Consider the following 23,396-nt stretch of genomic DNA (forward strand, 5'->3'; position numbering starts at 1 on the left):
AAGATTTGCAATCGGGCTTGTAAGCCGGGTTCTGTACCGATCCTGAGATCGATGACGGTCATCTATCTCGACCGTACGTTGCCGTACGGCTCAAGCCACTAGGGAACTATCAGGCTGATTTAAACGTTCCACGTGTTGCTTCAGATAGGGTTTACAGGGCAATGCAGTCGCCTGCACGCCGGTGAGCTCTTACCTCGCCTTTCCATCCTTACCTCAAAAGAGGCGGTATATTTCTGTTGCACTTTCCCGGAAGTCGCCTTCGGCGGACGTTATCCGCTATCCTGCCATATGAAGCCCGGACTTTCCTCACAGAGTTCGAATTCTGCGCGACCGTCCCGCCCGGTTGCAAATACGATATATATTATATACTAATATTTTATTTTTGTCAAATATTTTTAAGGAATATATTGATTATTTTTTCTAAAAAGAGTATAATATAGCATAAATTATTTTTTTTTTTGGAGCCGCTATGAGAAATATTAAATACACTTTCAGTGATTTTAAAACATGGATACACGGCAAACGGGTAGGCTTGGCGGGTGTCGGAATAAGCAACAGTCCGCTGATTGACTTGCTGGATTCATGCGGAGCAACAATTGTTGCGCGTGACAAAAAAGTTCCTGAGGAAAACATATTGAATAAGCTTAAATCCGTAGAAGCCGAGATTTTCACAGGTGAAGATTATCTCAAGGATATAACTGAAGATATCGTCATAAAATCGCCGGGTATACGCCCTGACTTGGAAGAGTTCAAAAATGTTGCCGTACTTACAAATGAAATGCAGCTCTTTTTTGATGTCTGCCCCGCAAAAATAATCGCCGTTACCGGCAGTGATGGTAAAACGACAACTACTACCCTCATTTCGGAAATTCTTAAAAAAGCCGGGTACAACGTATGGCTTGGCGGAAATATTGGCACACCGCTTTTCTGTAAGACGGAAAGTATTACCGAAAACGATGTTGTTGTGCTGGAACTTTCCAGTTTTCAGCTTATGTCTATGACATCTTCTCCGGATATATGTATAATTACAAATGTTTCTCCGAACCATCTTGATTGGCATACGGATTTTGAAGAATATGTAGTGGCAAAGAAAAATATATTTAAGTTTTCGGATAACAGTATTGTTGTTTTGAATAAGGATAATGAAATTACCCGTAAAATGGCTGATGAGTTATCCGAAGAGCGGGTGCGTTTCTTCTCAAGAAAAGAAGATGCTGTGGATGAGGCGATCTGCGTGCGTGGTAAAAAAATTCTTAACAGAAGTGACATATTTATCCCCGGAGAGCATAACGTGGAGAACTTTCAGGCAGCCATAGCCGCGACTTTGGATTTTGTTTTGCCGGAGCATGTAATTTCGGTGGCACGCGAGTTCAGGGGTGTACCTCACAGATGTGAATTTGTAAGGGAAAAGGACGGGGTAAAGTATTATAACAGTTCTATTGACAGCAGCCCCAGCCGTACTATTGCAGCTGTTGGTGTTTTCAAGAGTAAAATTATTGCCATTTGCGGTGGTTATGACAAAAATCTTGATTATTCACCGCTTGCCGATGTTTTTGCGCAAAAGCTTAAGGTACTTATACTTACGGGTGCAACTTCACAGAAGATATATGACGCCGTAGTGAAAGTCGACCATGATTATCCGATATATTTTGAGAAAGATCTTGCCTCTGCCGTAAAGAAGGCACATGATATTTCAACAAGCGGAGATACAGTAGTTCTTACACCTGCCAGTGCAAGCTTTGACGCATTTAAGAATTTTGAGCACCGAGGCAATTTTTTCAAAGAACAAGTCAATAATTTAGAATGATTTAGAGGAAAGGTTAGACATGAACATAAAAAAAGCCATTGAAACTTTGACAGAACTGCCATCCGTTTCGGGTTATGAACATTTGTTACACGACCGGATTTTTTCTTTGTGTGAAGGTGTATTTGATACTGCCTATGCTTTAAAAAATCAAAGCGTGGTTGCAGTAAAAAAATGCGGTAATCCCAATGCACCTGTTATACTTCTTAATGCGCATTTGGACGAGATAGGTATGTATGTCACCGCTGTGCATGAGGGTGGTTTTCTGAGTGTTACAAATATCGGCGGTATAGATACCAACATTTTGTATGCTTCACAAGTTACAGTTTACGGTAAACGTCCGATTAAAGGCGTTTTTGTTTCCACACCGCCTCATCTTGGTAACGGATCCACTGACCTTGATAAGATAACAAAATTGGTCATCGACACCGGCCTTACAAAAAAAGAGCTGGATGAACTTGTTGATATTGGAACGCCTGCAGTATTGGCCAATGGCGTGGATTATCTTTTGAATGACAGAATTTCTTCACGCGGTTTGGATGACAAAATTGGTGTTATAACAATAATTAAAGCCGTTGAAATGCTGAAAAAAACTATTGATTTTGATATATATGCTTTGTTTTCTTCACAAGAAGAAGTAACTTCTTTGGGCGCTTCAACCGGTGTATACGACATAAATCCGGATATGGCTATTGTCGTAGATGTAGGTCACGCAAAGATGAAGGGTATCGATGAGATTGGTGCACTTGAACTTTCGTGTGGCACGGCTGTATCTTATTCCGCTACCACCTCACGAAAGCTTTCCGATGCAATATGTACGACTGCCGAAAAACACAAATTAAAGTTCCGGCGTGTCAGCGAAGCCAATAACACCGGAACGGACGCTCATAATATACAGGTGGCACTGGAAGGTATCCCATGTACCGTTTTATCTGTCCCATTGAGAAACATGCACACCGCCTGTGAAGTTATTTCTCTTGAAGATGTGAAGAATACAAGCAAACTTATTGCTTGTTTTATAACTGATGGTTTGTATCGCGGAGAGGAGATGCGTATAATTGGATAATATCAAACTGCTCAAAGAACTCTGTGATGCCAAAGGTGTATCCGGCAACGACGACGAAGTAAAAAACATAATTATAAGAGAAATAAAGCCCTACTGCGAACGGCTTTACGTTGATAAGGTCGGAAATCTGATAGCTTATAAAAAAGGTGAAAAAACACCAAAAAACAAAATGATGTTCTCTGCGCATACCGATGAAGTAGGACTTATGATCACGGGAATACTTGATGACGGTACACTGACATTCGAGCCCGTGGGTGGTATAGATTCGCGTGTTCTAAGCGCCAAGAGAGTTCGTGTCGGCGAATTACCGGGTGTGATTTGCTCAAAACCAATACACTGTAAAACCGCTGAAGAGCGCAAGAAAGCCACACCCTACAGGGAACTCGTGATTGATATTGGTGCAAACTCAAAAAAACAGGCACAGCAGTATGTTAAAATAGGGGATACAGTTACGTTTTTTACGGAATTTGCAAAATTTGGAGAAAACAAAATTAAAGCTAAAGCGCTTGATGACCGCTTGGGCTGTTGGCTGATGTGCAATTTAATCAAATGTGAAACCAAGTATGATGCGTACTTTGCGTTTACACAATGCGAAGAAGTAGGTTGCCGGGGTGCAATGAGTGCGGCAGCGCACATAAAGCCTGATATCGGAGTGATTCTAGAAACTACTACCGCCGCAGATATTTCCGGTGTGAGTGGGGATAAGAGAGTTTGCCTGCAGGATGGCGGTGCAGTGTTATCCATTATTGACAACGGAACTGTTTACGACAGGAATATATATAATGCCGCAGTGGAGTGTGCCGAAAGAAGCGGGATTAAATGGCAAACCAAAACATATGTTTCGGGCGGAAATGATTCACGTGCCGTTCAGAGAGCGGGAAATGGTGCAAAAGTGTTAGCGGTTTCTGCACCTTGTCGTTATTTGCATACACCAAGTTGTGTTGTGGATTTACGCGATGCGGAAAATATGCAGGAGTTATGTCTAAAACTGATTGAAGAATACGGAGATATGGAAATATGAATTCTGAAAAGCTTATAGAGAAACTTACAAACGAGATTTCCGTTTCGGGCGCCGAGTACGGAAGAGACAGCTTTATTTATAATGAGATTTCAAGATATACCGATTCGGTTGAAATTGACCCTATGGGTAACATAATAGCGTGTAAAAAATCTGCTTTTTCGGATGCCAAGAAATTTATGCTTGCCGCTCATATGGATGAGATAGGCTTTATTGTTCATTACATTGATGACAACGGTTGGCTGAGAGTGAGTGGCATTGGTGGTATCAATTGTGCTTCAGCGGCATTTACAAATGTAGTGTTTGACAACGGAGTTCAGGGTGTGCTGGTTGCGGAAGAAAACACCAAAAATGCTGATTTGTCAGTTAAAAAGTTTTATGTCGACGTGGGTGCCAAGAACAGAAAAGAAGCTGAAAAGCTTGTACAAATAGGTGCAAGATGTACGATAAGACCGAACTTTACAAAGCTTTCGGGTGGAAAAATTTCTTCTCACGCTTTGGATAATAAGGTGGGATGCGCACTTTTACTTGAAACAGCACAGCGCGTTGAAAACAGCCCGTATGACCTGTATTTTGTTTTCACTTCGCAAGAAGAGGTTGGACTGCGTGGTTCGCAGACAGCTTCATTTTCAGTGCGCCCCGATTACGGTATAGCTGTTGATGTTACCGATGTGGGGGATGTACCCGGTTGTGACCCCATGGAGGTGAAGCTTGGTAAGGGCGCTGCCGTTAAAATCAAGGATTCTTCGGCTATTTGTTCGCCACAAATGGTTTCGTATCTAAAAACGATTGCAACGGAGAACAAAATACCTTACCAACTCGAGATACTTCTTGCCGGCGGTACTGATACAAAATCGTTACTCATGACAGCCGGTGGTGCTGTTGCCGGTGCGATTTCCGTTCCTACGAGATATATACACACAAGTGTTGAAACGATAGATATGAAAGACTACGCGGCTTGTCTCAAGCTTTTGGTTTGTGCTTTGGAGGGTAGAATAAATGCGTGATATATTTGAAAGAATTGCTGAACTTGAAAGGGGATTCTGTGAACAGTTTACAAAAATTGACGATGTTGCGTTAAAAAACCAGCTACGTGTAATGGAGGCGTTCAGGAAGAACAGAGTGAGCGATGCCATGTTTGGAGCTTCCAGTGGTTACGGATACGGTGATATAGGACGAGATACCGCTGACATTCTGTATGCTGATATTTTTGAATGTGAAAGCGCATTTGTGCGTCATAATATCGTGAGCGGAACACATGCACTTACCGTCGCACTTTTCGGTTTACTGCGTCCGGGAGACACACTGCTTTCGGTTGCCGGCAAACCATATGATACGCTGGATGAGGTCATCGGCCTGAGCGGTACTCCGGGCAACGGCTCACTGAGGGATTTCGGTGTGTCATACGACCAAATTGAGCTGAAAGACGGGACCTTTGATTTTGAGGCAATCAAAGCAAGAATTACGCCCTCGACAAAAGTTGTATACGTACAGCGTTCAAAGGGCTATTCAACACGGAAAACACTTTCAAGCGGCGAAATCGGAGAACTTGTCAGATTTGTAAAGAGCATCAGCGACGCGTACGTTGTGGTGGATAACTGCTACGGCGAATTTGTTGAACTTCACGAACCTACATATTACGGCGCGGATATTATCGTTGGCTCTCTTATTAAAAATCCCGGTGGTGGAATGGCTGAGTCCGGTGGGTATATTGCCGGAACGAAAAAAGCAGTGGAACTATGCGCCTACCGTTTGACCTCTCCGGGAATAGGACTGGAGTGCGGAGCTTCGCTTGGACAGAATAAAAACATAATTAAAGGCTTGTTTTATGCCCCACATACAGTTGCACAGGCTCTGAAAACAGCAATACTTGCTGCCGGATTGTTTGAAGAAATGGGCTTTAATGTAAATCCATCGCCAAAAGAAGAACGTTATGATATCATACAGACCGTTTCTCTCAATTCTCCCGAACAGATATGCGCTTTCTGCAGAGGTATACAAAAAGGCTCTCCGGTTGACAGTCATGTGACTCCCGAGCCATGGGATATGCCCGGATATGCTTCTCAGGTAATTATGGCAGCGGGTACATTTGTGCAGGGTGCTTCCATAGAGCTTTCGGCGGATGCCCCAATACGCGAGCCGTACACGGTGTACTTCCAGGGTGGACTGACTTACGAAAGCGGAAAAATCGGACTTATAGAAGCCGTTCGTGCTGTCGAGGAGGCAATCGGTAAATGACAAAAAAGAATTTAAATGAATATAGAATTATCGATGTGCATTGTCATGTTTTTCCGGAAAAAATAGCTCAATCCGCCGCAAACAACATCGGCGCATATTACACTCTCCCCGTTAACGGCGACGGAACACTGGCGGGCATGGTAAATCTGTCGCAAGGAATTAATATCTGTAAATTTGTCATTTGCTCAGCTGCAACAAAGGCTGTGAATGTTGAACATGCTAACGATTTTATTTATAATACTGTAAAATCCCACAATAACCTTATCGGTCTGGGTACCACTCATGCGGATTACAATGATAACGAAAAGGAATTTGAACGCATGATACAGATGGATATGCGAGGAATAAAGCTTCACACTGATTTTCAGGGGTTTGACATCGACACGCCGAAGATGTTTACTGCATATAAGCTGTGCGAAAAATATCGCTTTCCTGTGCTTTTTCATGTTGGTGACCCAAAATGTAACCACTCCAGAGCGGATAAGTTATACAATATTAAGCAAAGATTTCCGGATTTGATAATAATAGCCGCCCATATGGGCGGCTACTCAACCAAAGATCTGGCAGAAAAGTATTTTGTCGGAACCGACGTGTACTTTGATTGCTCCGAGTGGCATAACTACATGAGTGCTGATGAGCTGGTGGATATGATACATCGACATGGTGTTGATAAAATACTTTTCGGAAGTGATTATCCTCTTTATTCTGCAGAGCAGACGGCGCGTATGTTGCTTGAGCAAGCGCACCTTACCGATGAGGAACTTGAAAAAATTTTTTATACCAATGCCGCTAAGCTTTTTAAAATTAATTGTAATAATCCCAACCATTAATATTACCTGATGTTATAAAATAATCGTTTTTCTTTTCCTGAATACCTTCGCATGAATGAAAGTCAACTATAACAAGCTTGACTTTCATTTTTTCATATATTATATTTTTAATATATACGGCAGCAGTTTGGCCCGGTTCAACGCCCTCCTTTAATTCCGACAGACCCGAAAGGTTAGGGGTGAGTTCTACAAAAATACCGTAGCTTTCCACACTTCGTACTATTCCTGCAACGGTTTGTCCTACGGAAAATCTATCGGCATTTTCGCGCCATGTTCCCAGAAGCTCCTTGTGCGTGAGGGAAATTTTTATAAGCTTGCCGTTTTCCTCTATATTACGCACAGCCGCTTTTATGTATTGACCAATGCGAAATCTGTCTTTTGGATGTGAAATCCTCGAAACGGAAATGCTGTCTATTGAGAGCAGAGCGGTTACACCGCACCCGATATCGCAAAAAGCACCAAATGGCTCAAAATGCGTGACACGTGCATCTATCACTTCACCCGTTTCAAGCTTTGATATGTATTTTTCAATACATAATTCCTGTGCTTTTTTTCTGGATAATGTCATTTTATCTTTTTCGATGGATTCTATTATGAAAGAAACCGATTTTCCCACGCGTGTGATTGCGGCTATTTCTTTACAGGGAGCACCATCCGGAGTGAGTGCGACCTCTTCGTGCGGTATTACGGCATGAAAGCCCGGGATCTCTACAATCAGGTTGAAGCAGTTATCGCAAAGTACGGCTTTTGCTTCGATAATGGTTTTATTCTGCATTGCTTTTTCAAGAAGCTGCGGTGAATTCAGGTATTCTTTGTTTGCTGCTGAATTGAAATTGTATCCTTCCGGTTTGTAATTATTCATTTTAAGTTTACGGAAAAGTCCGCTGTGTCCTTTCTGCATATTTATTTTGCCTAATGAATTATATTAATCCAAATTAACAAATATTCCCATAAGGCATAAAATATAGTAACACGAAAGTGTAATTCTATTCAGGGGGAAACCAATATGAACGAAAAGAACTGCAGATCCGACAGATCTGCATGTAACAGTTGCGTTGAAAACGACGTGTGCTGTATAGATACTTATAAAATTTTTGATTCATGTCGCGATCAGATGTGTCTTGAAGATCTCAAAATATATATGACCGGTCGTGCTCATGAAACACTTGAAGCCTCAAATGACGTAAGGGTCAAAATGGCTAAGGTTATTTGGCTTAAAATAACACCGGATGAAATGCCGTTTAATCGTGGATACTACCAGGTAAGAATACGTTACTACTTCTATGTTTTGCTTGAGGGTTGTGTTAACGGAAACCCTAGAGAAATTCCCGGTGTTGCAGTTTACGACCAGACAACCGTTCTGTGCGGAGGCGAAAGCAATGTTTCAACATTCAAGTCGGATGTAAACTCCACATTCTGTTCCTCTCCGCTCATAAATTCGGGTTATTTTTCGGGTCATCAGCCACAGATTGTTGTTGATGTTGTGGATCCCATTGTGCTTAACCTCAAGGTGGTGGATAACTGTCCGCTCAAAGTGGGATGTGCAGGTGCAACAGAAGATATGCCGGATCAAGTATGTGCATGCTTCGATGGCGATGTGATTGATAAAGCTGATGCAAAGTCTGCATTTATCAGTCTTGGCGTTTTTGCGTTGATCCGTCTCCAGAGAGCAACGCAGATTATTGTCCCTGCCGGTGAATACCGAATTCCCGATAAGGAATGTAACAGCACTGCAAGCTTTGAGGATGCATGCTCTCTGTTCCGCGCGATGAATTTTCCGGTTGAGGAATTCTTTCCGCAGGAAGGAAGCGGTTGTAACTCTTGCGGATGCTCGCACTCGCAAGGCGGCCGCGAAATCGACCCTAAAGATTATGAATAATATAAAGGCAGAGCGGCATGCTCTGCCTTTATATTTTTACTTACCACTTGACAAAAATCGGTATTTATAATATAATATTCAGCAGTTTGAAAACTTATGAAGGAGCATATTTCTTTAAGATATGGATATTTTGAAAAAAATAACGGAAGAATTTAAAATTCAGCCGTATCAGACAGAAAACGCCGTGAAACTTCTTGATGAAGGAAATACGGTGCCGTTTATAGCCAGATACCGTAAGGAAGTGACAGGTTCACTTGATGATCAACTGCTGCGAGACCTTTGCGATCGCCTTAATTACCTGAGAAGCCTTGAAAAGCGTAAAGAAGAGGTGAAAGCGAGCATTGAGGAGCAAGGTAAGCTTACCGATGAAATTATAGCTTCTTTGGAAAAGGCGGAAACTCTTACCGAAGTCGAGGATATATACCGTCCGTACAAGCCCCATCGTAAGACACGTGCTTCGTTGGCGCGTGAAAAAGGTCTTGAGCCTTTAGCTGATTTGATATTTGCTCAGGAATTGACAAACGGAGACATCAATGATATTGCTTCCGAATATGTCGATGAAGAAAAAGGCGTCGCAAATGAGGATGAAGCAATTGCGGGGGCTCTGGATATCATAGCGGAGAATATTTCGGACAACGCCGAGTTCCGCAAGGATATTCGACGTATGACCTTTACTTATGGTGTTATCAAGACCAGGCAGGCAAAAGAAGAGGATTCTGTTTATTCTATGTATTATGATTATTCCGAGGCTGTTTCAAAACTTCCCGGACACAGAATTCTTGCAATCAACAGAGGCGAAAAAGAGGAGTTTCTCAAGGTTAGTCTGGAAATTGATGATTACATGATTCTTAACTACTTGTACAATAAATGCATCACCGGTAAGTCCATTTTTTCAAAATGCATTGAAACCGCCGCAGATGATGCATATTCACGTTTGATAAAGCCTTCAATTGAACGTGAAATACGTTCCGATATTTTTGAGACTGCCTGCGAAAGTGCCATTGTAGTTTTTGCGGACAATCTTCATAATCTACTTATGCAGGCACCTATCAAGGGTAAGACGGTTATTGGTCTTGACCCGGGTTATCGTACGGGATGTAAAGTGGCGGTTGTAGATAAAACCGGTAAAGTTTTGGATACTGCGGTTATATATCCTGCTAAGCCGTATGAAAAAATTGCAGAAGCCGAAGCAGTAATTATGAAGCTTATAAAGAAGCATGATGTTGATATGCTTGCAATAGGAAACGGTACGGCTTCAAAGGAGACCGAGATATTTGCGGCAAACCTCATAAAGAATAATTCTCTTGAAATCAAGTATATGATGGTATCCGAAGCGGGCGCTTCGGTATATTCGGCATCTAAGCTTGCGGCAGAGGAATTCCCGGACTTTGACGTTACGCAGCGAAGTGCGGTTTCCATCGCGCGCCGAATGCAGGATCCTTTGGCTGAACTTGTTAAAATTGAGCCTAAAGCTATCGGTGTGGGACAGTATCAGCATGATATGAAGCCGGCAAGACTTAACGAAGTGCTTGGAGGCGTTGTAGAGGATTGTGTTAATACTGTCGGTGTTGACCTTAATACCGCGAGTCATTCATTGCTTTCCTACGTTGCCGGTATCAATGCAACAGCAGCCAAAAATATTGTGAAGTACCGCGAGGAAAATGGTGAGTTTGATTTCATAAAGGATATAAAGAAGGTTCCGAAGATCGGCGCTAAGGCATTTGAACAGTGCGCGGGATTTCTGCGTATACCCTTTGGCGATAATCCGTTGGACAATACCGGTGTGCATCCGGAATCTTATGATGCCGCGTTCAAGCTACTCGAAATGTTTGGATACGATGAAAAAGATGTAGCATACGGAAAAATAAGTAGTCTTATGGAAAAAGTTGAAAAAGAGGGCAAAGACGGTGTGGCGGAAAAGCTTGGCGTCGGTACTCCGACTCTCATAGACATAATAAAGGAACTTGAAAAGCCCGGACGAGATATAAGAGATGACTTTGCACAGCCGATATTACGTGATGATGTTCTTGATATGGAAGACCTTAAAGAAGGTATGGAACTTGTCGGAACGGTACGCAATGTCTGTGACTTTGGAGCTTTTGTTGACATTGGCGTTCATCAGGACGGATTGGTTCATATTTCACAAATCACCGAAAAATATATAAAACATCCGAGTGACGTACTATCTGTTGGGGATATAGTCAACGTCAAAATACTGTCCGTTGATTTAAACAAGAAAAGAATATCACTCACGATGAAAAAATAAAGCCGCTTTTTGAGTGCTGTTTTATGTAAAATGTATAAAAAAACTAATTTTCGGAGCGTAAAACACCCCTTATAAGCGACAAAAATTGGCTAAATTTAATTGTTGTGACATAATTTGTGCATAATACACAAAAGGCGTGCCGAAAGTTTGTTGATGAAACCACTTTAAAAATTCATTGTTTTCTGTTAAAATATATGCATTAAAGTTTGTAAGTTAAAACGGAGCCACGTTTAGCTATATAAGGAGGATAATAATGGCAAGTGTATCTTTAAAACACATTTTTAAGAAATATCCGGGCGGTGTTACCGCTGTTAGCGATTTCTGCCTGGAAATAAAAGACAAGGAGTTTATCATTCTCGTAGGACCTTCCGGTTGCGGTAAATCCACCACTCTTCGTATGATTGCCGGCTTGGAAGAAATTACTGAGGGTGAACTGTTCATCGGCGACCGCCTGGTAAACGATGTAGCTCCTAAGGATAGAGACATAGCGATGGTGTTCCAGAACTACGCTCTGTATCCCCATATGACCGTTTTCGAGAACATGGCGTTCGGTCTTAAACTCCGCAAGACCCCCAAGGAAGAAATCAAGAGAAGAGTAGAAGAAGCTGCTCGTATCCTTGACATTGCTCATCTGCTTGACAGACGTCCTAAGGCTCTGTCCGGTGGTCAGAGACAGCGTGTTGCACTGGGACGTGCCATCGTTCGTGAACCGAAGGTGTTCCTTCTTGACGAGCCTCTTTCCAACCTCGATGCTAAACTCCGTGCTCAGATGAGAACAGAGCTCACTAAGCTCCACAAGCGTCTGGGAACTACTTTCATCTACGTTACTCACGACCAGGTCGAGGCTATGACTATGGCTTCCAGAATCGTTGTTATGAAAGATGGTCTCATTCAGCAGGTTGATTCTCCTCAAAATCTGTATGACAACCCTGTTAATATCTTCGTTGCCGGCTTTATCGGTACACCTCAGATGAACTTTATAAATTCCACTCTTATCAAGAAGGGTGAAGATTACTTTGTTAAGTTCGGTGAAATCGAGCTTAAGCTTCCTGCCGAAAAATCAGCTTGCCCCGAGCTTGCTGACTATGTCGGAAAGGAAATCATCATGGGCGTTCGTCCCGAGTGTATCCACGACGAGCCTATGTATCTTTCCTCTCTCTCTGAATGGGTTATCGATGCTAATGTTGAAATCACCGAGCTTATGGGTGCTGAAATTCACCTTTACTTGGTTGCTGAAGAACAGAACATTATTGCTCGCGTTTCTTCTCGTTCCAAGGCTAAGTCCGGCGATGTTATTAAGGTTGCATTTGATATGTCCCGTGTTCATATCTTTGATAAGGACACTGAAAAGTGTGTCGTACACTAATATTACATATGTGTATTATGAAAGACAGCTTCATCACGAAGCTGTCTTTTTTGCCCGCTCGAAAATTAGATGCGTAAAGTTTTATTATGGATTCATTAATAAATTAATAATAATTTTCTGATATAATCCTTTTATTATAGTTTGGAGGTCTAACAATGATAATCGATTTCAGAATTGACTTTGGGTATATGTATCTTTATTCAAGAAGGCATTATCATCCGTTTTACATTTGGGACGGATGCCTCGAATGTGATAACGGCGAAATACTTGAAACTTATCAACTGTTTTATCCTATTGTTATATCCGGTCCCGGACAAACTCCAAAGGAAACGAAGCTCTCCTCACCAAATTGGAGACTACGCACTAAGCGCGGTGTTGCAGCTATGCGATTTGTTGCCGATGTCGGGGAAAACACTGTATTCCACCTTAAAACGGTGAATTTTGACTTCAGTTTCAATGCATCGGAAATTATTGAAAACGGCAGAATTGATGTTATGGTGGGTCCTAAGTATCTAAACTGCTCTGTTGTAATTACTAAAACAGATTATCTTTGGTTCAGACCTGAGCCTGTCTATGGCGAGCAAACATTTGATATTGAAAAACTCGGTGTTCAAGTCCACTATTGGGAACGAATGAAGCTTGCCTGGATTGAACCGGGGCAAAGCATCACATGGGATGCAAATGTTATGAGTTCTGGTGCTGACTACTGCGAACAACTGCTTCATCTGGTGGCTATGGCACTTCCTGCTAAGTTTAACCCGGATGCACCGGAATTAAAGCCAGGTACTATGATCACAGAAGAATTGGTGAACGGACATATTACTCTTGAATTATGCTGTGACGGGAAAAAGATTATGGATTTTACCCGTTATTACCGCAATCATGGCGCTTTTTTACAGCTTTTGGAGGATGATTGGAGGCGTTTTAAGGTTAATCCCGGTCGTCATACATTTACTCTTAAAAATCTCAATGACAATCTGGGAATAGGTATATCAAAGCTTACTTTAAGAAACTGCGAATATACTCACGGACAGCTTTCTATCCCTGAGTGGGCACTTGTCGGTGAGACAATTTGGGGTAAGGTTTTTGCGGCAAGTGATGACCGTTTATTGATTTCTTGCGGCAAAAATAAGCTGTTTGTCGATTGCATACAGGGTTGGAATGAATTCAAGATTCCGACTGACAATGGTGGAAAGCTAAAGTTTAAATGCCTTAAAAACGTTGCTGCGATCGATGTATACGATATTCCTGAAGAAAAGAACCCTGTCAAGGTTGGTTACGATATGACCGTTGTGCCACACGACGACAACGGATACATGGATTGGCTTCTGGATTATACCCACAGAACAAGACTTGGTAATTATGTTGTTTTTCGTGACTTCATGAGAGATAATCCGGTTGTAAAAGAAGGGGAAGAAGAGGAAGGACAAGGTCTTCTTTCTTTCACAAACGACGATGCCAAATACAAAAACAATAAAAAAGATTTATATCGTAAATGGGGAGCGTTTTGCCGTACCCATGGTATTTACGTGTCTGCCTGTGAAAAATTCATGGACGGAAGTCTTATAAATGGTGCTGGGGAAATGTTCAGCGATTGCGGAAAACATGAGTTTCCCGGTAAAGTTTATGCTTTTGATCCTAAGGAACCACATGCATCACAAGACATGAAAGAAGCAACAGAAAAGTTTATAAGTTTTTTGAAAGCGGATATTGACGAAACTCACACCGTTTCAAACTGTGTTGCATACGGTGATGCTTCTGGGGGTGTACGACATTCATACATCGCGGGTGTTGATTTTGTGCGCGCCGAAACTATGGTGGGACATACCATGACTTTACTTAGCCAGGTACGCCCTGCTTCGGAAGCATTAGGAAATGGCAGATGGGGCGTACATATTGCAATGCAGCACAATCATCAGATATATCACGAGAATCATCTCGGATTATATTTTCTTTCGCTCATGCAACCTTGGGTAATGGGGGCAAACACTCTTTATGAAGAAGATTCGTTGTTTGAAATGTGGAAGGAAGAACATCAGACATGGGATGATGCCCTCACAAAAGGCAAGCGAGATATGTCCCGAAATTTCTTCAAATTTGTTAAAACTCATCCAAGAAACGGAAATTGCGTGAGAAACATAGCTTTTCTCGAGGGAAGATATGCCGCACCATTCAACGGATTTATTTGTGATTACGAGCAGGATCCGCATTACAGCGTTTGGGGATTGTTTGGTAACAATGACCCGACCTGGGGCCATGGACAGCCTGAAAAATGCCGTCAAGTACTTGATGTTCTTATGCCCGGTGCAAGCACGCATCCGTTTCGGCAGAAATTTGATAAACGCCGCTTCTTTTTCTCGGGTACACCATACGGTGATTTCGACTGTATTCCGATTGAAGCCGATGCTGACTACTTCAATAATTACAAACTAATTTTGAATCTCGGTTGGAATACTGCCATTCCGGAAGATGTTGATAAGCTCAAAAAGTTTGTGAATGGTGGCGGTGTATTGCTCACCGGTATTACTCAGTTCAGTAAGCATATAAAACGAGATTTCTTAGCTGATATGAATGATCTTATGCTTATGAACGATGGAGATTTAAGTGAATTCTGCGGTGTCAAAGTGATTGGCAGAGGCGAAGAATATTGTGGTCAATACAATTGCAAGGAAAAAGAAAAAATGCCTGAACCTGAGCTTTCGGCAATGCCCAGCGACAGCACCGAAGAGGACGGAAAGGCATATATGGCGGATGTAGAACTATGTGGTGCAGAAATTGTTGCGTGGGATACTTATACTGGCTTGCCTTTACTTGTACGAAATAGTATTGGCAAAGGATATGTGTACACATTTACAATCTGGGCTTTCCCGGGTCACGAAAAATTCCGTGAGTTTTGCGCTGCATGGGTTGCCAAGCTCTCATCCGAAACGCTGGGCGGGGTCTATGTTGAGGATTTCAGCCGAGAAGTTTTCTGGACAGTTTGGAAAGATGGCGAAAAAACAAAATTATATATACTCAATACTGATTGGTCGACAAAGGATAATGTTAAATCAGTAAATATTGTTAACGACTGCAATAAGCTTAACGTCGATATACCCGAAAGAACACTGGTATGTGCCGATATATCAGACAAAATCAAAGTGGAAAAATTCAGGATTTAAAGAAAAATCCCGGAGAGTATATCTCCGGGATTTTATGTATATACGTTATTAAACGTTGTAGTAATTGATAAGACAGCCCGCGAGTATAATGTCACGTTCGTCGGGTGTGAGGTCGCTTAGCACAAGGTTGATTTTGGTAGCTTCCGAGCCTCTTATGAGATATGCGGTTATGTCATTTACAGCATTTTTTACAGAATTCTTAATGTCAGGGATATAGATAAAGTCATTATTCTCAAATACATTATTTTTTACTGTAAAGGGAAGCATACCCCAGTTTATAAGGTTAGAACGATAACGTTTTGTGGCATATTCGAGTGCAAGATTTGCCCAGCCGCCCAGCACCTTTTGACAGGAAGCGGCTTGCTCACGTGCAGAGCCGTCCCCGGGCTTGTTTGCAAAAATTGTACTGCCAATGCCGATTTTTGATTCATCGGCATTTGGGTTTACAGATTTTATAAGCTCGTAAACAGACCTCAACTCAGTCGGAATATCACCCGAAACTCTTTTTTCTTCCAGTGAACGTACTTCTTTTGCGGCGGGAACGTATTTGGGATCTTTTCTTGAAAGTGCAAATTCAGAAAGCTTGTGTGGATTTGAACGGTAGGATGAAGTCTCGCCGGATGGAATCAACTCATCAGTAGTGGTCACCGGATCGGTGATAATGCTTACAACTTTAAGAAGTAAATCATCCGTAAGCGCGCTCATTTTGGGCCAGTCTGTAATATTGGGACCGAATTTTAATTCAACATTGCTGTCCGGTTTGCCAATGCCGTTGTAAACACGGTTGCGGTATATCTTATCATCAAAATGATACTGAGGAACGGAAAGGTCAATGTCAAGCTCGGTAGCCGGCGTAAGAACACCTTTATTTCTTGCGGTTGCGGCAATTGAACGTGCATCCATAAGAGCAACCGAAGCAATCTGACCTGCACCGGGCTTGGATCCCTCACGATTGGGAAAGTTACGTGTTGAATGACGTATGCTGAGACCGTTGTTTGAAGGTACATCACCTGCACCGAAGCATGGACCGCAGAAAGCAGTGCGTATGGTTGCACCACATTCAAGAAGCTTAGCCGCACATCCGTTTTTTACAAGCTCCATGTACACGGGCTGGCTCGCGGGATAGAGACTGAGTGCAAATTCATCCGCTCCGATGGAAGATTCGGCAAGAATAGCGGCAGCGGCACACATATTATCAAAAGTTCCGCCTGCACATCCGGCTATTACACCCTGGTCAATAATCATTTTGCCATTTTTCAGCTTGCTCTTCAAATCAAGCTTTACACCAAGTTGCGACATGGCACTATTTTCGACATCATTGAGGATGTAGGCTGCATTCTTTTTGAATTCATCAATTGTGAATGCGTTGCTGGGATGGAACGGAAGTGCAATCATTGGCTTAATTGCAGATAGGTTAACATCAACGCCGCAATCATAATATGCCGTTTTCACCTTCATTTCGGCATAAGCATCCGGACGTCCCATCATTTTTAAGTAATTTTCAACGACACTGTCGGTTTCCCATATTGAAGAGAGGCAAGTTGTTTCAGTCGTCATTACATCTATGCCGTTTCTGAATTCAATCGGAAGATTTTTTATACCGGGGCCGACAAATTCGAGAATTTTGTTTTTAACGAACCCATTTGGAAACACTGCTTTTATGATCGCAAGCGCTACGTCTTGCGGACCTACACCGTTCTGAACGTCCCCGTGTAAATAAACACACACCGTCTGAGGGGCATTTATATCATATGTTTTGTTCAAAAGCTGTTTTACAAGCTCCGGACCGCCTTCTCCGATAGCCATGGTACCCAAAGCACCATAGCGTGTATGGCTGTCGGAACCGAGTATCATTTTACCGCATCCGCTCATTACCTCGCGCATGTACTGGTGTATAACCGCTATATGTGCGGGAACATACATGCCTCCGTATTTTTTTGCAGCAGAAAGACCGAACATGTGGTCGTCTTCATTTATTGTTCCGCCAACCGCACATAAGCTATTGTGACAGTTTGTCAAAACGTACGGGATCGGGAACTTATCCAATCCGCTTGCACGGGCGGTCTGGATAATACCAACATAAGTTATGTCGTGAGAAGCCATGGCATCAAATTTGATTTTGAGCTTCTTGTCGTTATCGGATATGTTGTGCTTTTGAAGAATAGGGTAGGAGAGCGTACATTTTCTGAGCTCATCCGGGTTACCTATTATACCTTTTGTAATATCATTTGCTTCGGCGATGCCACCATTGTGATAAAACACACCGCCATCTAAAATTTTGACCACTTTGTATTCCTCCGGAAGTTAAATATAAACATTGCTATTATACACTAAAACAGAATAAAAGTCAAGAACAGCAATGTAATAAATGAAATACCTCAGGAACAAAATTTTAATATTAGTGATAGTAAGGCAAAAAATTACATGAAAAACTGTTGACAAATTGAAATGGGTGTGCTAGAATTAACAGTATAGAAAACAATTTGCGCATTACATAATTTTACTTTTTGACTAAAGTATTTTACTGAAAGGACAGCAAAATGGAAAAGAAGATTATTAAACGTCACCCTCTTGGTAATCCCGTGCGCCCCTGGAAGCAGGATAAGTTTATCTTTTCAGCTTTTAACGGTGTTACGGATGAAAACCAGAAGATAGGTTTTCTTAATGCTCAAGAAGCAGGTTTCAATATGCTTGAATTCGGATGGGCTACCTCCGAAGAGTTGGACAGAGCTATTCCCATAGCTGAGGAAGTGGGAATGGATATTATGATTCAGGACTGGCGTCACTTTGGCGGATTCCAGGAAACCCGCGAAAAGGTTATTGACATGGCAGATCTTGAGGAATATGTAAAATTCACCAAGAAATACCGTCATATAGTAGGCTATTATGTTTGGGACGAGCCGTACTACCAGTCTGATATTGAAAAAGCTCGTGCACAGGTTGACATCATGGAGAAGCTTGACCCCGAAAGACTTCCTTTTGTTGTGGCTATTCCCAGTTACAATAAGGAGTATCGTTATGAAAACGACCTGTTTGACGAATATATGGACAGATATTGTAAAACAATTGAGCCTAATGTCCTCTCGTTGGATTTTTACTGTATACGCGGTTTGAACGAAACAGATCAAATCGATCAGAAGAACATTTACAAGGATTTGTTTGTAATGAGACGTCTTTGCCGCCAGAAGAAGATGCCGATGTGGTTTTATTTCCAGTCTTCGGGAGATTTAAGCGTGGTTGACGGCAGTATGCTTGGCGTTAACTTCCGTCATATCCGTGACCAGGTTTATCTCTCATTACTTTACGGCACAAAAGGTCTTCAGTATTACAATATTACAAACGGCATTGTTTGCAGAGCTGACGGAAGTAAAGGTGAATATTTTGAAGATGTGAAGAAGCTTAACCGCCAGATACTTATGTGGTCTCCTGTTCTTATGTCCGTGGAAAGCGATGCTGTTTACCATTCTCCCGAGGTACTTAAGGATGACCCGAAATTCCGCTCGAATTACTGTGATAATATAGCAGACAGCGGTATTTTTGACGGCGAACTTCCGAATAGAATTTCAGCAGCAGAGTTTTCTGATTGTGAAGGTAATAAGTATATAATGATTATGAATCGTGACTATATACGCCGTCGTCCTGCCGAAATCAAGCTTAAAGATTATTTTAGATTGTATGAGGTTTGCAAGGAAAGCGGAAAACAGTACGTCATCGCAGAATCCGCAAACGAGATCAAGTTGAACCTCGAGCCTGCCGATGCTGTTCTTTACCGTGTTCAGAAAACATCGGAAGAAGCTTTTGATATTGAATACGTGCTCGAAAAATAATTCACTTTGTATGTGCGGACATTTTGTCCGCACATATTTATTTTAAAAATATGTTGTCTCAATATTTATAATTTTTTATTACATCATTAAAATATGAGTGTTAGAATAATATGCACATAACATGATAATGGTGGTAAAAATGAATTTAAGACACAGAATTATTGAGCTTTTAAAAAGTATGTACGGCAATGATCAGCTTAACATCGCATTATTTTGCCTGTATTTGTTGCTGTCCCTGGCTCAACTCTTTTTTAAGGGTATTGCAAGCGATGTTATCATTTCAACATTACAATGCTTATTGCTTGTATATGCCTTCTTCAGAATGTTTTCAAAAAATATCTATAAACGAAAAAGTGAAAATGATAAGTTTATGATGCTTTTTAACAAGCTTATCAACCGAGCTAAACAACTTTATAACTCTGTTCGCTACAGAAACAGGGTGCTGTATCGCACTTGCCCCAAATGCCGTGCAAGATTACGTATGACACGCAAAAGAGGCAAACATACTGTTAAATGTCCTTTGTGCAATAGTGAATTTGTAATCCGAATACTTTGATTATATAAAAATCCGCCTTTGGCGGATTTTTATATTGACAAAACATGCATCAGATGGTATAATAGAAACAAAGATTGTGCTGTGGAGCTGATAATTATGATTACTTTTGAACAAATTAAAGCTTCCGAAGAAATTAATATTTATATCTCGGAAGCTGATAAATCTCTTGATGCAATAGGATACACCGAGCATTCTTTTGCTCATGTGGGAAAGTGCGTCAGCGTTGTCGAATACATACTTCAAGAGCTGGGTTATGACGAACGTACAGTTGAACTTGCAAAAATCGCCGCATACATGCATGATATAGGTAATGTCGTTAATCGTGCTGAACACGCTCAAAGCGGTGCAATTATGGCGTTCCGTATTTTGGATAAAATTGGTATGACGCCCAAAGATGTTGCCAGTGTTGTTACCGCAATAGGAAACCACGATGAAGGCACAGGTTTTCCTGTAAACGCCATTGCCGCCGCCGTCATACTCGGGGATAAAACAGATGTGCGCCGCACAAGAGTACGAAAAGGTGCGAAAATTTCGGAAGATATTCATGACAGAGTTAATTTCGCAGTTGAAAAATCTGAAGTTGAACTTGATATGGATAAAAAGGAAATATCTTTGCTTTTAACTGTTGATCCTGCAATTTGCTCAGTTATGGAATATTTTGAAATATTCCTGGACAGAATGATTCTTTGCACAAAAGCTGCAGAATTTTTCAAACTTCGCTTCAGATTAATTATAAATGGGAATGTGCTGTTATGATACGTAAATATTTAAAATTATACATAAAGGCCATATATGGAGGTGCTATGGTTTCCTTTGGCGGATTCGTCTATCTCGCCAGTGATGTGAAATTTGTTGGTGCTCTGATATTTACGCTCGGTCTTTTTACAATATGTGAATTTGGTTTCTGCTTGTTTACGGGTAGGGTTGGATATGCCCTTTTTAAAGGAATTTCATATATCACTGACTTGCTTGTAATTTTACTCGGTAATTTGACCGGTTGCCTCATTATGGGTAATCTCACAGCCTTTGTTAAACCCGGCTTGGTTGAAGTAGCACAGACACTGTGCACTGTTAAAATATCTGAAAGCCTTTTCCAGAATTTTGTGCTTTCGTTCTTCTGCGGCATTATGATGTTTGTTGCGGTAGAGTTCCACAAAACTAAGGAATCTCCCGCTAAATTTTTGGGAATGTTCCTTGCTGTGCCATTATTCATAATCTGCGGATTTGAGCATTCAATTGCTAATATGTTTTACTTTACACTCGCCGGAACACCGACATTAACAATTTTGTATTGCATTACGGTTACTGTGCTCGGAAACGCAGCGGGGTCTATTGTATTTTCCCTCTACAAATTTTTAGGAAAAAATGTTAAAAAATCTTGACACAATACACGTTTTGTGATATAATACCCGAGTGGGCATATCTTGCCCACTCATATGCTGGTGTAGCACAGTCGGTAGTGCATTTGATTCGTAATCAAAAGGTCGTGCGTTCAAGTCGCATCACCAGCTCCAAATCCTTATAACAAGCCTCTTTTTGCGGTTTTTACAATCGCAGAAAGGGGTTTGTTTTTTGTGTAATCAATTGGTAGAAAGTAAAGTTTGACATACAAGTCTCATAACCTTGTTGTCAAACCGTCCTTTCAGTTGCCTTTTTCTTTCCGACCATCTTTTTTCCTGCCTTTCTATATTCTTTCCATTTGGATTTGTTTGTTATATTTTACTGTCGATTGTTCCCGAAATATAACAAGAGCGGAGGAAAATCCTCCGCTCTCATCTGTTCGACAAATTGGAATTTATCGTCTATTGTTTCTTATAACTCTAAAGAATCCTATTGCAAAAAAGACGGCACTAACAAACAAAAATGATAATAACACTATGAGTTGAACATTTCCGTTTAAGCATTGTTCCCAGTTGCGGAAATCTACTTGATAGGAATTGCTGGAAGATGTGCCAAACAAGACTGTTGCCACATGATTTGCATAATAGAGCGTAATTCCACTGACGGCGGTACAGATTCCCGTTTTAAGAAATGCGTTAAAACGGAAGGCACATATCACCGCACAAGCAATTACAGGTACAAAGCCGTATACAGCCATTAGAATTGCTTTACCAAGCACAAACGACTGCCAGATACGGATGTGTATCATCATCAAAACTGTCAATACAAGTGTGACTGTAAAGGAAATGATGAACTTATAGCGAAAATAATTTGTTTTTGATAACAAGATAGGCTCAAACAATAGTACATACCCCATCAAGATGCCTATGCAGGCAGTTAAAAACCACGATAAACCATTCGTATATACTGCACAAGCGAACAAAAGTAAACAAATAGACAGGTATGTTGAAACAGTAAATGCAAGAAGTTTCTTTGTCTCAAAAAAACAAGTCACTGTTGGTACAAATGTATAGGCACAAATCAATGCGGCCAACACAATAAAGAACCAGGAAAGAGTGTGGTTTACTGCAAGATTGCAAATAAAGCAGGTCAGCAATGCAACGGTATAGGAGATAGTAGGAACCCAAAACCATGTGCCACGAATCACGCGGAATTTCCGTGCTTCGTGCTGCATCTTCCGCGTGTTCGTATCTGTTGATGCGGTAATCAATTCGTGTTCGCTTATGTCAAGGACACGGCAAATATCGGAAATCAAAGTAATATCGGGATATGACACACCTCGTTCCCATTTGCTCACCGCACCCTCGGTAACAAACAGCATTTCTGCCAAATCCTTTTGTGAGTAATTGTTCTCAGTTCGTTTGGCTTTTATAAACGAGCCGAATGTTTTTTTATCAGTCATATCGGTTCACCTCCGCCCATCATTCTACGGCAAGCAAGCTTAGCCGTCAATGGACTGTCAAGCCACCTCCCATTTTTGGTATGGTGGAGTTAAATTCAAGTATTTCTAACAGTTCGACCTATTCAAAATTTATCGAACTGTTTAAAAATTTCTTTTAACTAATTATAGAACAAAAATGTGAATATTTCAATCTGCCTTGAAATGTTCATAATCTTATTATACAATAAATACGTAATCAATAGCACCTAATGGCGAGATTTTCGTTCATTAATTACCGTTTCGGCCAATGCCGACCGAAAAAAACGTTGTAAAGACCAATATTAAGAGTGTCAAATGGGCTATTTAGACCTGTTGATTCGTAATCAAAAGGTCGTGCGTTCAAGTCGCATCACCAGCTCCAAATGTTTACAAGCCCTTGTCTGCGCATTTTACTTCCGCAGATAAGGGCTTGTTTTTTTCTACCATTTATTTTACAATGTGTGTAATTTTTGCTTCCGCACCATTTTTCGTCTTTTATCTCTATTTGAAGCACTATATGTTAACAAAGTGTGAAAAACACATGGATTTTATTGACATTTTTGT

16 protein-coding genes, 1 tRNA gene and 1 other RNA gene are annotated in these 23,396 nt (G+C 41.3%); 14 read left to right on the forward strand and 4 right to left on the reverse strand.

The window, feature by feature from the left end; translation table 11 throughout:
- Window positions 1-4: 4 nt before the first annotated feature.
- Window positions 5-346, reverse strand: an RNA gene (rnpB, locus tag E7588_01570) — RNase P RNA component class A.
- A gap of 132 nt (window positions 347-478) precedes the next feature.
- Between rnpB and E7588_01575 the strand changes: the two genes are divergently transcribed.
- From E7588_01575 to E7588_01600, 6 genes are read left to right on the forward strand one after another with little or no spacing between them, the layout of a single operon-like run.
- A complete protein-coding gene (locus tag E7588_01575) occupies window positions 479-1,807 on the forward strand; it encodes a UDP-N-acetylmuramoyl-L-alanine--D-glutamate ligase (GenBank protein MBE6687948.1) in 1,329 nt (442 codons plus the stop codon).
- Window positions 1,808-1,826: 19 nt separating this feature from the next.
- Window positions 1,827-2,870 (forward strand): M20/M25/M40 family metallo-hydrolase, encoded by a 1,044-nt coding sequence (locus E7588_01580; GenBank protein MBE6687949.1) that lies wholly within the window; start codon window positions 1,827-1,829, stop codon window positions 2,868-2,870.
- Entirely contained in the window at window positions 2,863-3,891 is a 1,029-nt protein-coding gene (locus E7588_01585) for a M42 family metallopeptidase (GenBank protein ID MBE6687950.1), read from the forward strand. Before E7588_01580 ends, E7588_01585 begins: the two co-directional genes overlap by 8 nt.
- Window positions 3,888-4,895, forward strand: coding sequence for a M42 family metallopeptidase (locus tag E7588_01590; protein ID MBE6687951.1), 1,008 nt, complete (start codon window positions 3,888-3,890; stop codon window positions 4,893-4,895). Before E7588_01585 ends, E7588_01590 begins: the two co-directional genes overlap by 4 nt.
- Window positions 4,888-6,126, forward strand: a complete 1,239-nt coding sequence (locus tag E7588_01595; protein MBE6687952.1) for a hypothetical protein — start codon at window positions 4,888-4,890, stop codon at window positions 6,124-6,126. Before E7588_01590 ends, E7588_01595 begins: the two co-directional genes overlap by 8 nt.
- Window positions 6,123-6,956 carry a hypothetical protein gene (locus E7588_01600; protein ID MBE6687953.1) on the forward strand — a complete coding sequence of 278 codons (834 nt, stop codon included), beginning with the start codon at window positions 6,123-6,125 and terminating at the stop codon, window positions 6,954-6,956. The genes E7588_01595 and E7588_01600 overlap by 4 nt, the downstream gene beginning before the upstream one ends.
- Here the strand turns inward: E7588_01600 and E7588_01605 are convergent.
- The gene (locus E7588_01605) at window positions 6,931-7,818 is read right to left on the reverse strand and encodes a 30S ribosomal protein S1 (protein MBE6687954.1); all 888 of its coding nucleotides are present in this window, start codon (window positions 7,816-7,818) and stop codon (window positions 6,931-6,933) included. The genes E7588_01600 and E7588_01605 overlap by 26 nt on opposite strands.
- 144 nt (window positions 7,819-7,962) lie before the next feature.
- Between E7588_01605 and E7588_01610 the strand changes: the two genes are divergently transcribed.
- The 4 genes from E7588_01610 (at window position 7,963) to E7588_01625 (ending at window position 15,628) form a co-directional block, all read left to right on the forward strand.
- Window positions 7,963-8,835 carry a hypothetical protein gene (locus E7588_01610; protein ID MBE6687955.1) on the forward strand — a complete coding sequence of 291 codons (873 nt, stop codon included), beginning with the start codon at window positions 7,963-7,965 and terminating at the stop codon, window positions 8,833-8,835.
- Between the two features lie 121 nt (window positions 8,836-8,956).
- Window positions 8,957-11,101 carry an RNA-binding transcriptional accessory protein gene (locus tag E7588_01615; protein MBE6687956.1) on the forward strand — a complete coding sequence of 715 codons (2,145 nt, stop codon included), beginning with the start codon at window positions 8,957-8,959 and terminating at the stop codon, window positions 11,099-11,101.
- Window positions 11,102-11,354: 253 nt separating this feature from the next.
- Window positions 11,355-12,467 carry a sn-glycerol-3-phosphate ABC transporter ATP-binding protein UgpC gene (ugpC, locus tag E7588_01620; protein MBE6687957.1) on the forward strand — a complete coding sequence of 371 codons (1,113 nt, stop codon included), beginning with the start codon at window positions 11,355-11,357 and terminating at the stop codon, window positions 12,465-12,467.
- A 155-nt stretch (window positions 12,468-12,622) separates the two neighbouring features.
- Window positions 12,623-15,628 (forward strand): hypothetical protein, encoded by a 3,006-nt coding sequence (locus tag E7588_01625; protein MBE6687958.1) that lies wholly within the window; start codon window positions 12,623-12,625, stop codon window positions 15,626-15,628.
- A gap of 48 nt (window positions 15,629-15,676) precedes the next feature.
- Here the strand turns inward: E7588_01625 and E7588_01630 are convergent, their stop codons facing one another.
- Window positions 15,677-17,914, reverse strand: a complete 2,238-nt coding sequence (locus tag E7588_01630; protein MBE6687959.1) for a hydratase — start codon at window positions 17,912-17,914, stop codon at window positions 15,677-15,679.
- Window positions 17,915-18,168: 254 nt separating this feature from the next.
- Between E7588_01630 and E7588_01635 the strand changes: the two genes are divergently transcribed.
- The 4 genes from E7588_01635 (at window position 18,169) to E7588_01650 (ending at window position 21,525) form a co-directional block, all read left to right on the forward strand.
- The gene (locus tag E7588_01635; protein MBE6687960.1) at window positions 18,169-19,455 is read left to right on the forward strand and encodes a hypothetical protein; all 1,287 of its coding nucleotides are present in this window, start codon (window positions 18,169-18,171) and stop codon (window positions 19,453-19,455) included.
- A gap of 649 nt (window positions 19,456-20,104) precedes the next feature.
- Entirely contained in the window at window positions 20,105-20,767 is a 663-nt protein-coding gene (locus E7588_01640; protein ID MBE6687961.1) for an HD domain-containing protein, read from the forward strand.
- The gene (locus E7588_01645; protein MBE6687962.1) at window positions 20,764-21,393 is read left to right on the forward strand and encodes a formate/nitrite transporter family protein; all 630 of its coding nucleotides are present in this window, start codon (window positions 20,764-20,766) and stop codon (window positions 21,391-21,393) included. Before E7588_01640 ends, E7588_01645 begins: the two co-directional genes overlap by 4 nt.
- A gap of 56 nt (window positions 21,394-21,449) precedes the next feature.
- A tRNA-Thr gene (locus E7588_01650) sits at window positions 21,450-21,525 on the forward strand.
- A 281-nt stretch (window positions 21,526-21,806) separates the two neighbouring features.
- On the opposite strand, the gene E7588_01655 is transcribed toward E7588_01650, so the two are convergent.
- On the reverse strand, window positions 21,807-22,814 hold the full coding sequence (locus E7588_01655) for a helix-turn-helix transcriptional regulator (protein MBE6687963.1): 1,008 nt from the start codon (window positions 22,812-22,814) through the stop codon (window positions 21,807-21,809).
- Between the last annotated feature and the right edge of the window lie 582 nt (window positions 22,815-23,396).

The organism is Oscillospiraceae bacterium (assembly GCA_015065085.1).
In the GTDB taxonomy this organism is placed as follows: domain Bacteria; phylum Bacillota; class Clostridia; order Oscillospirales; family SIG627; genus SIG627.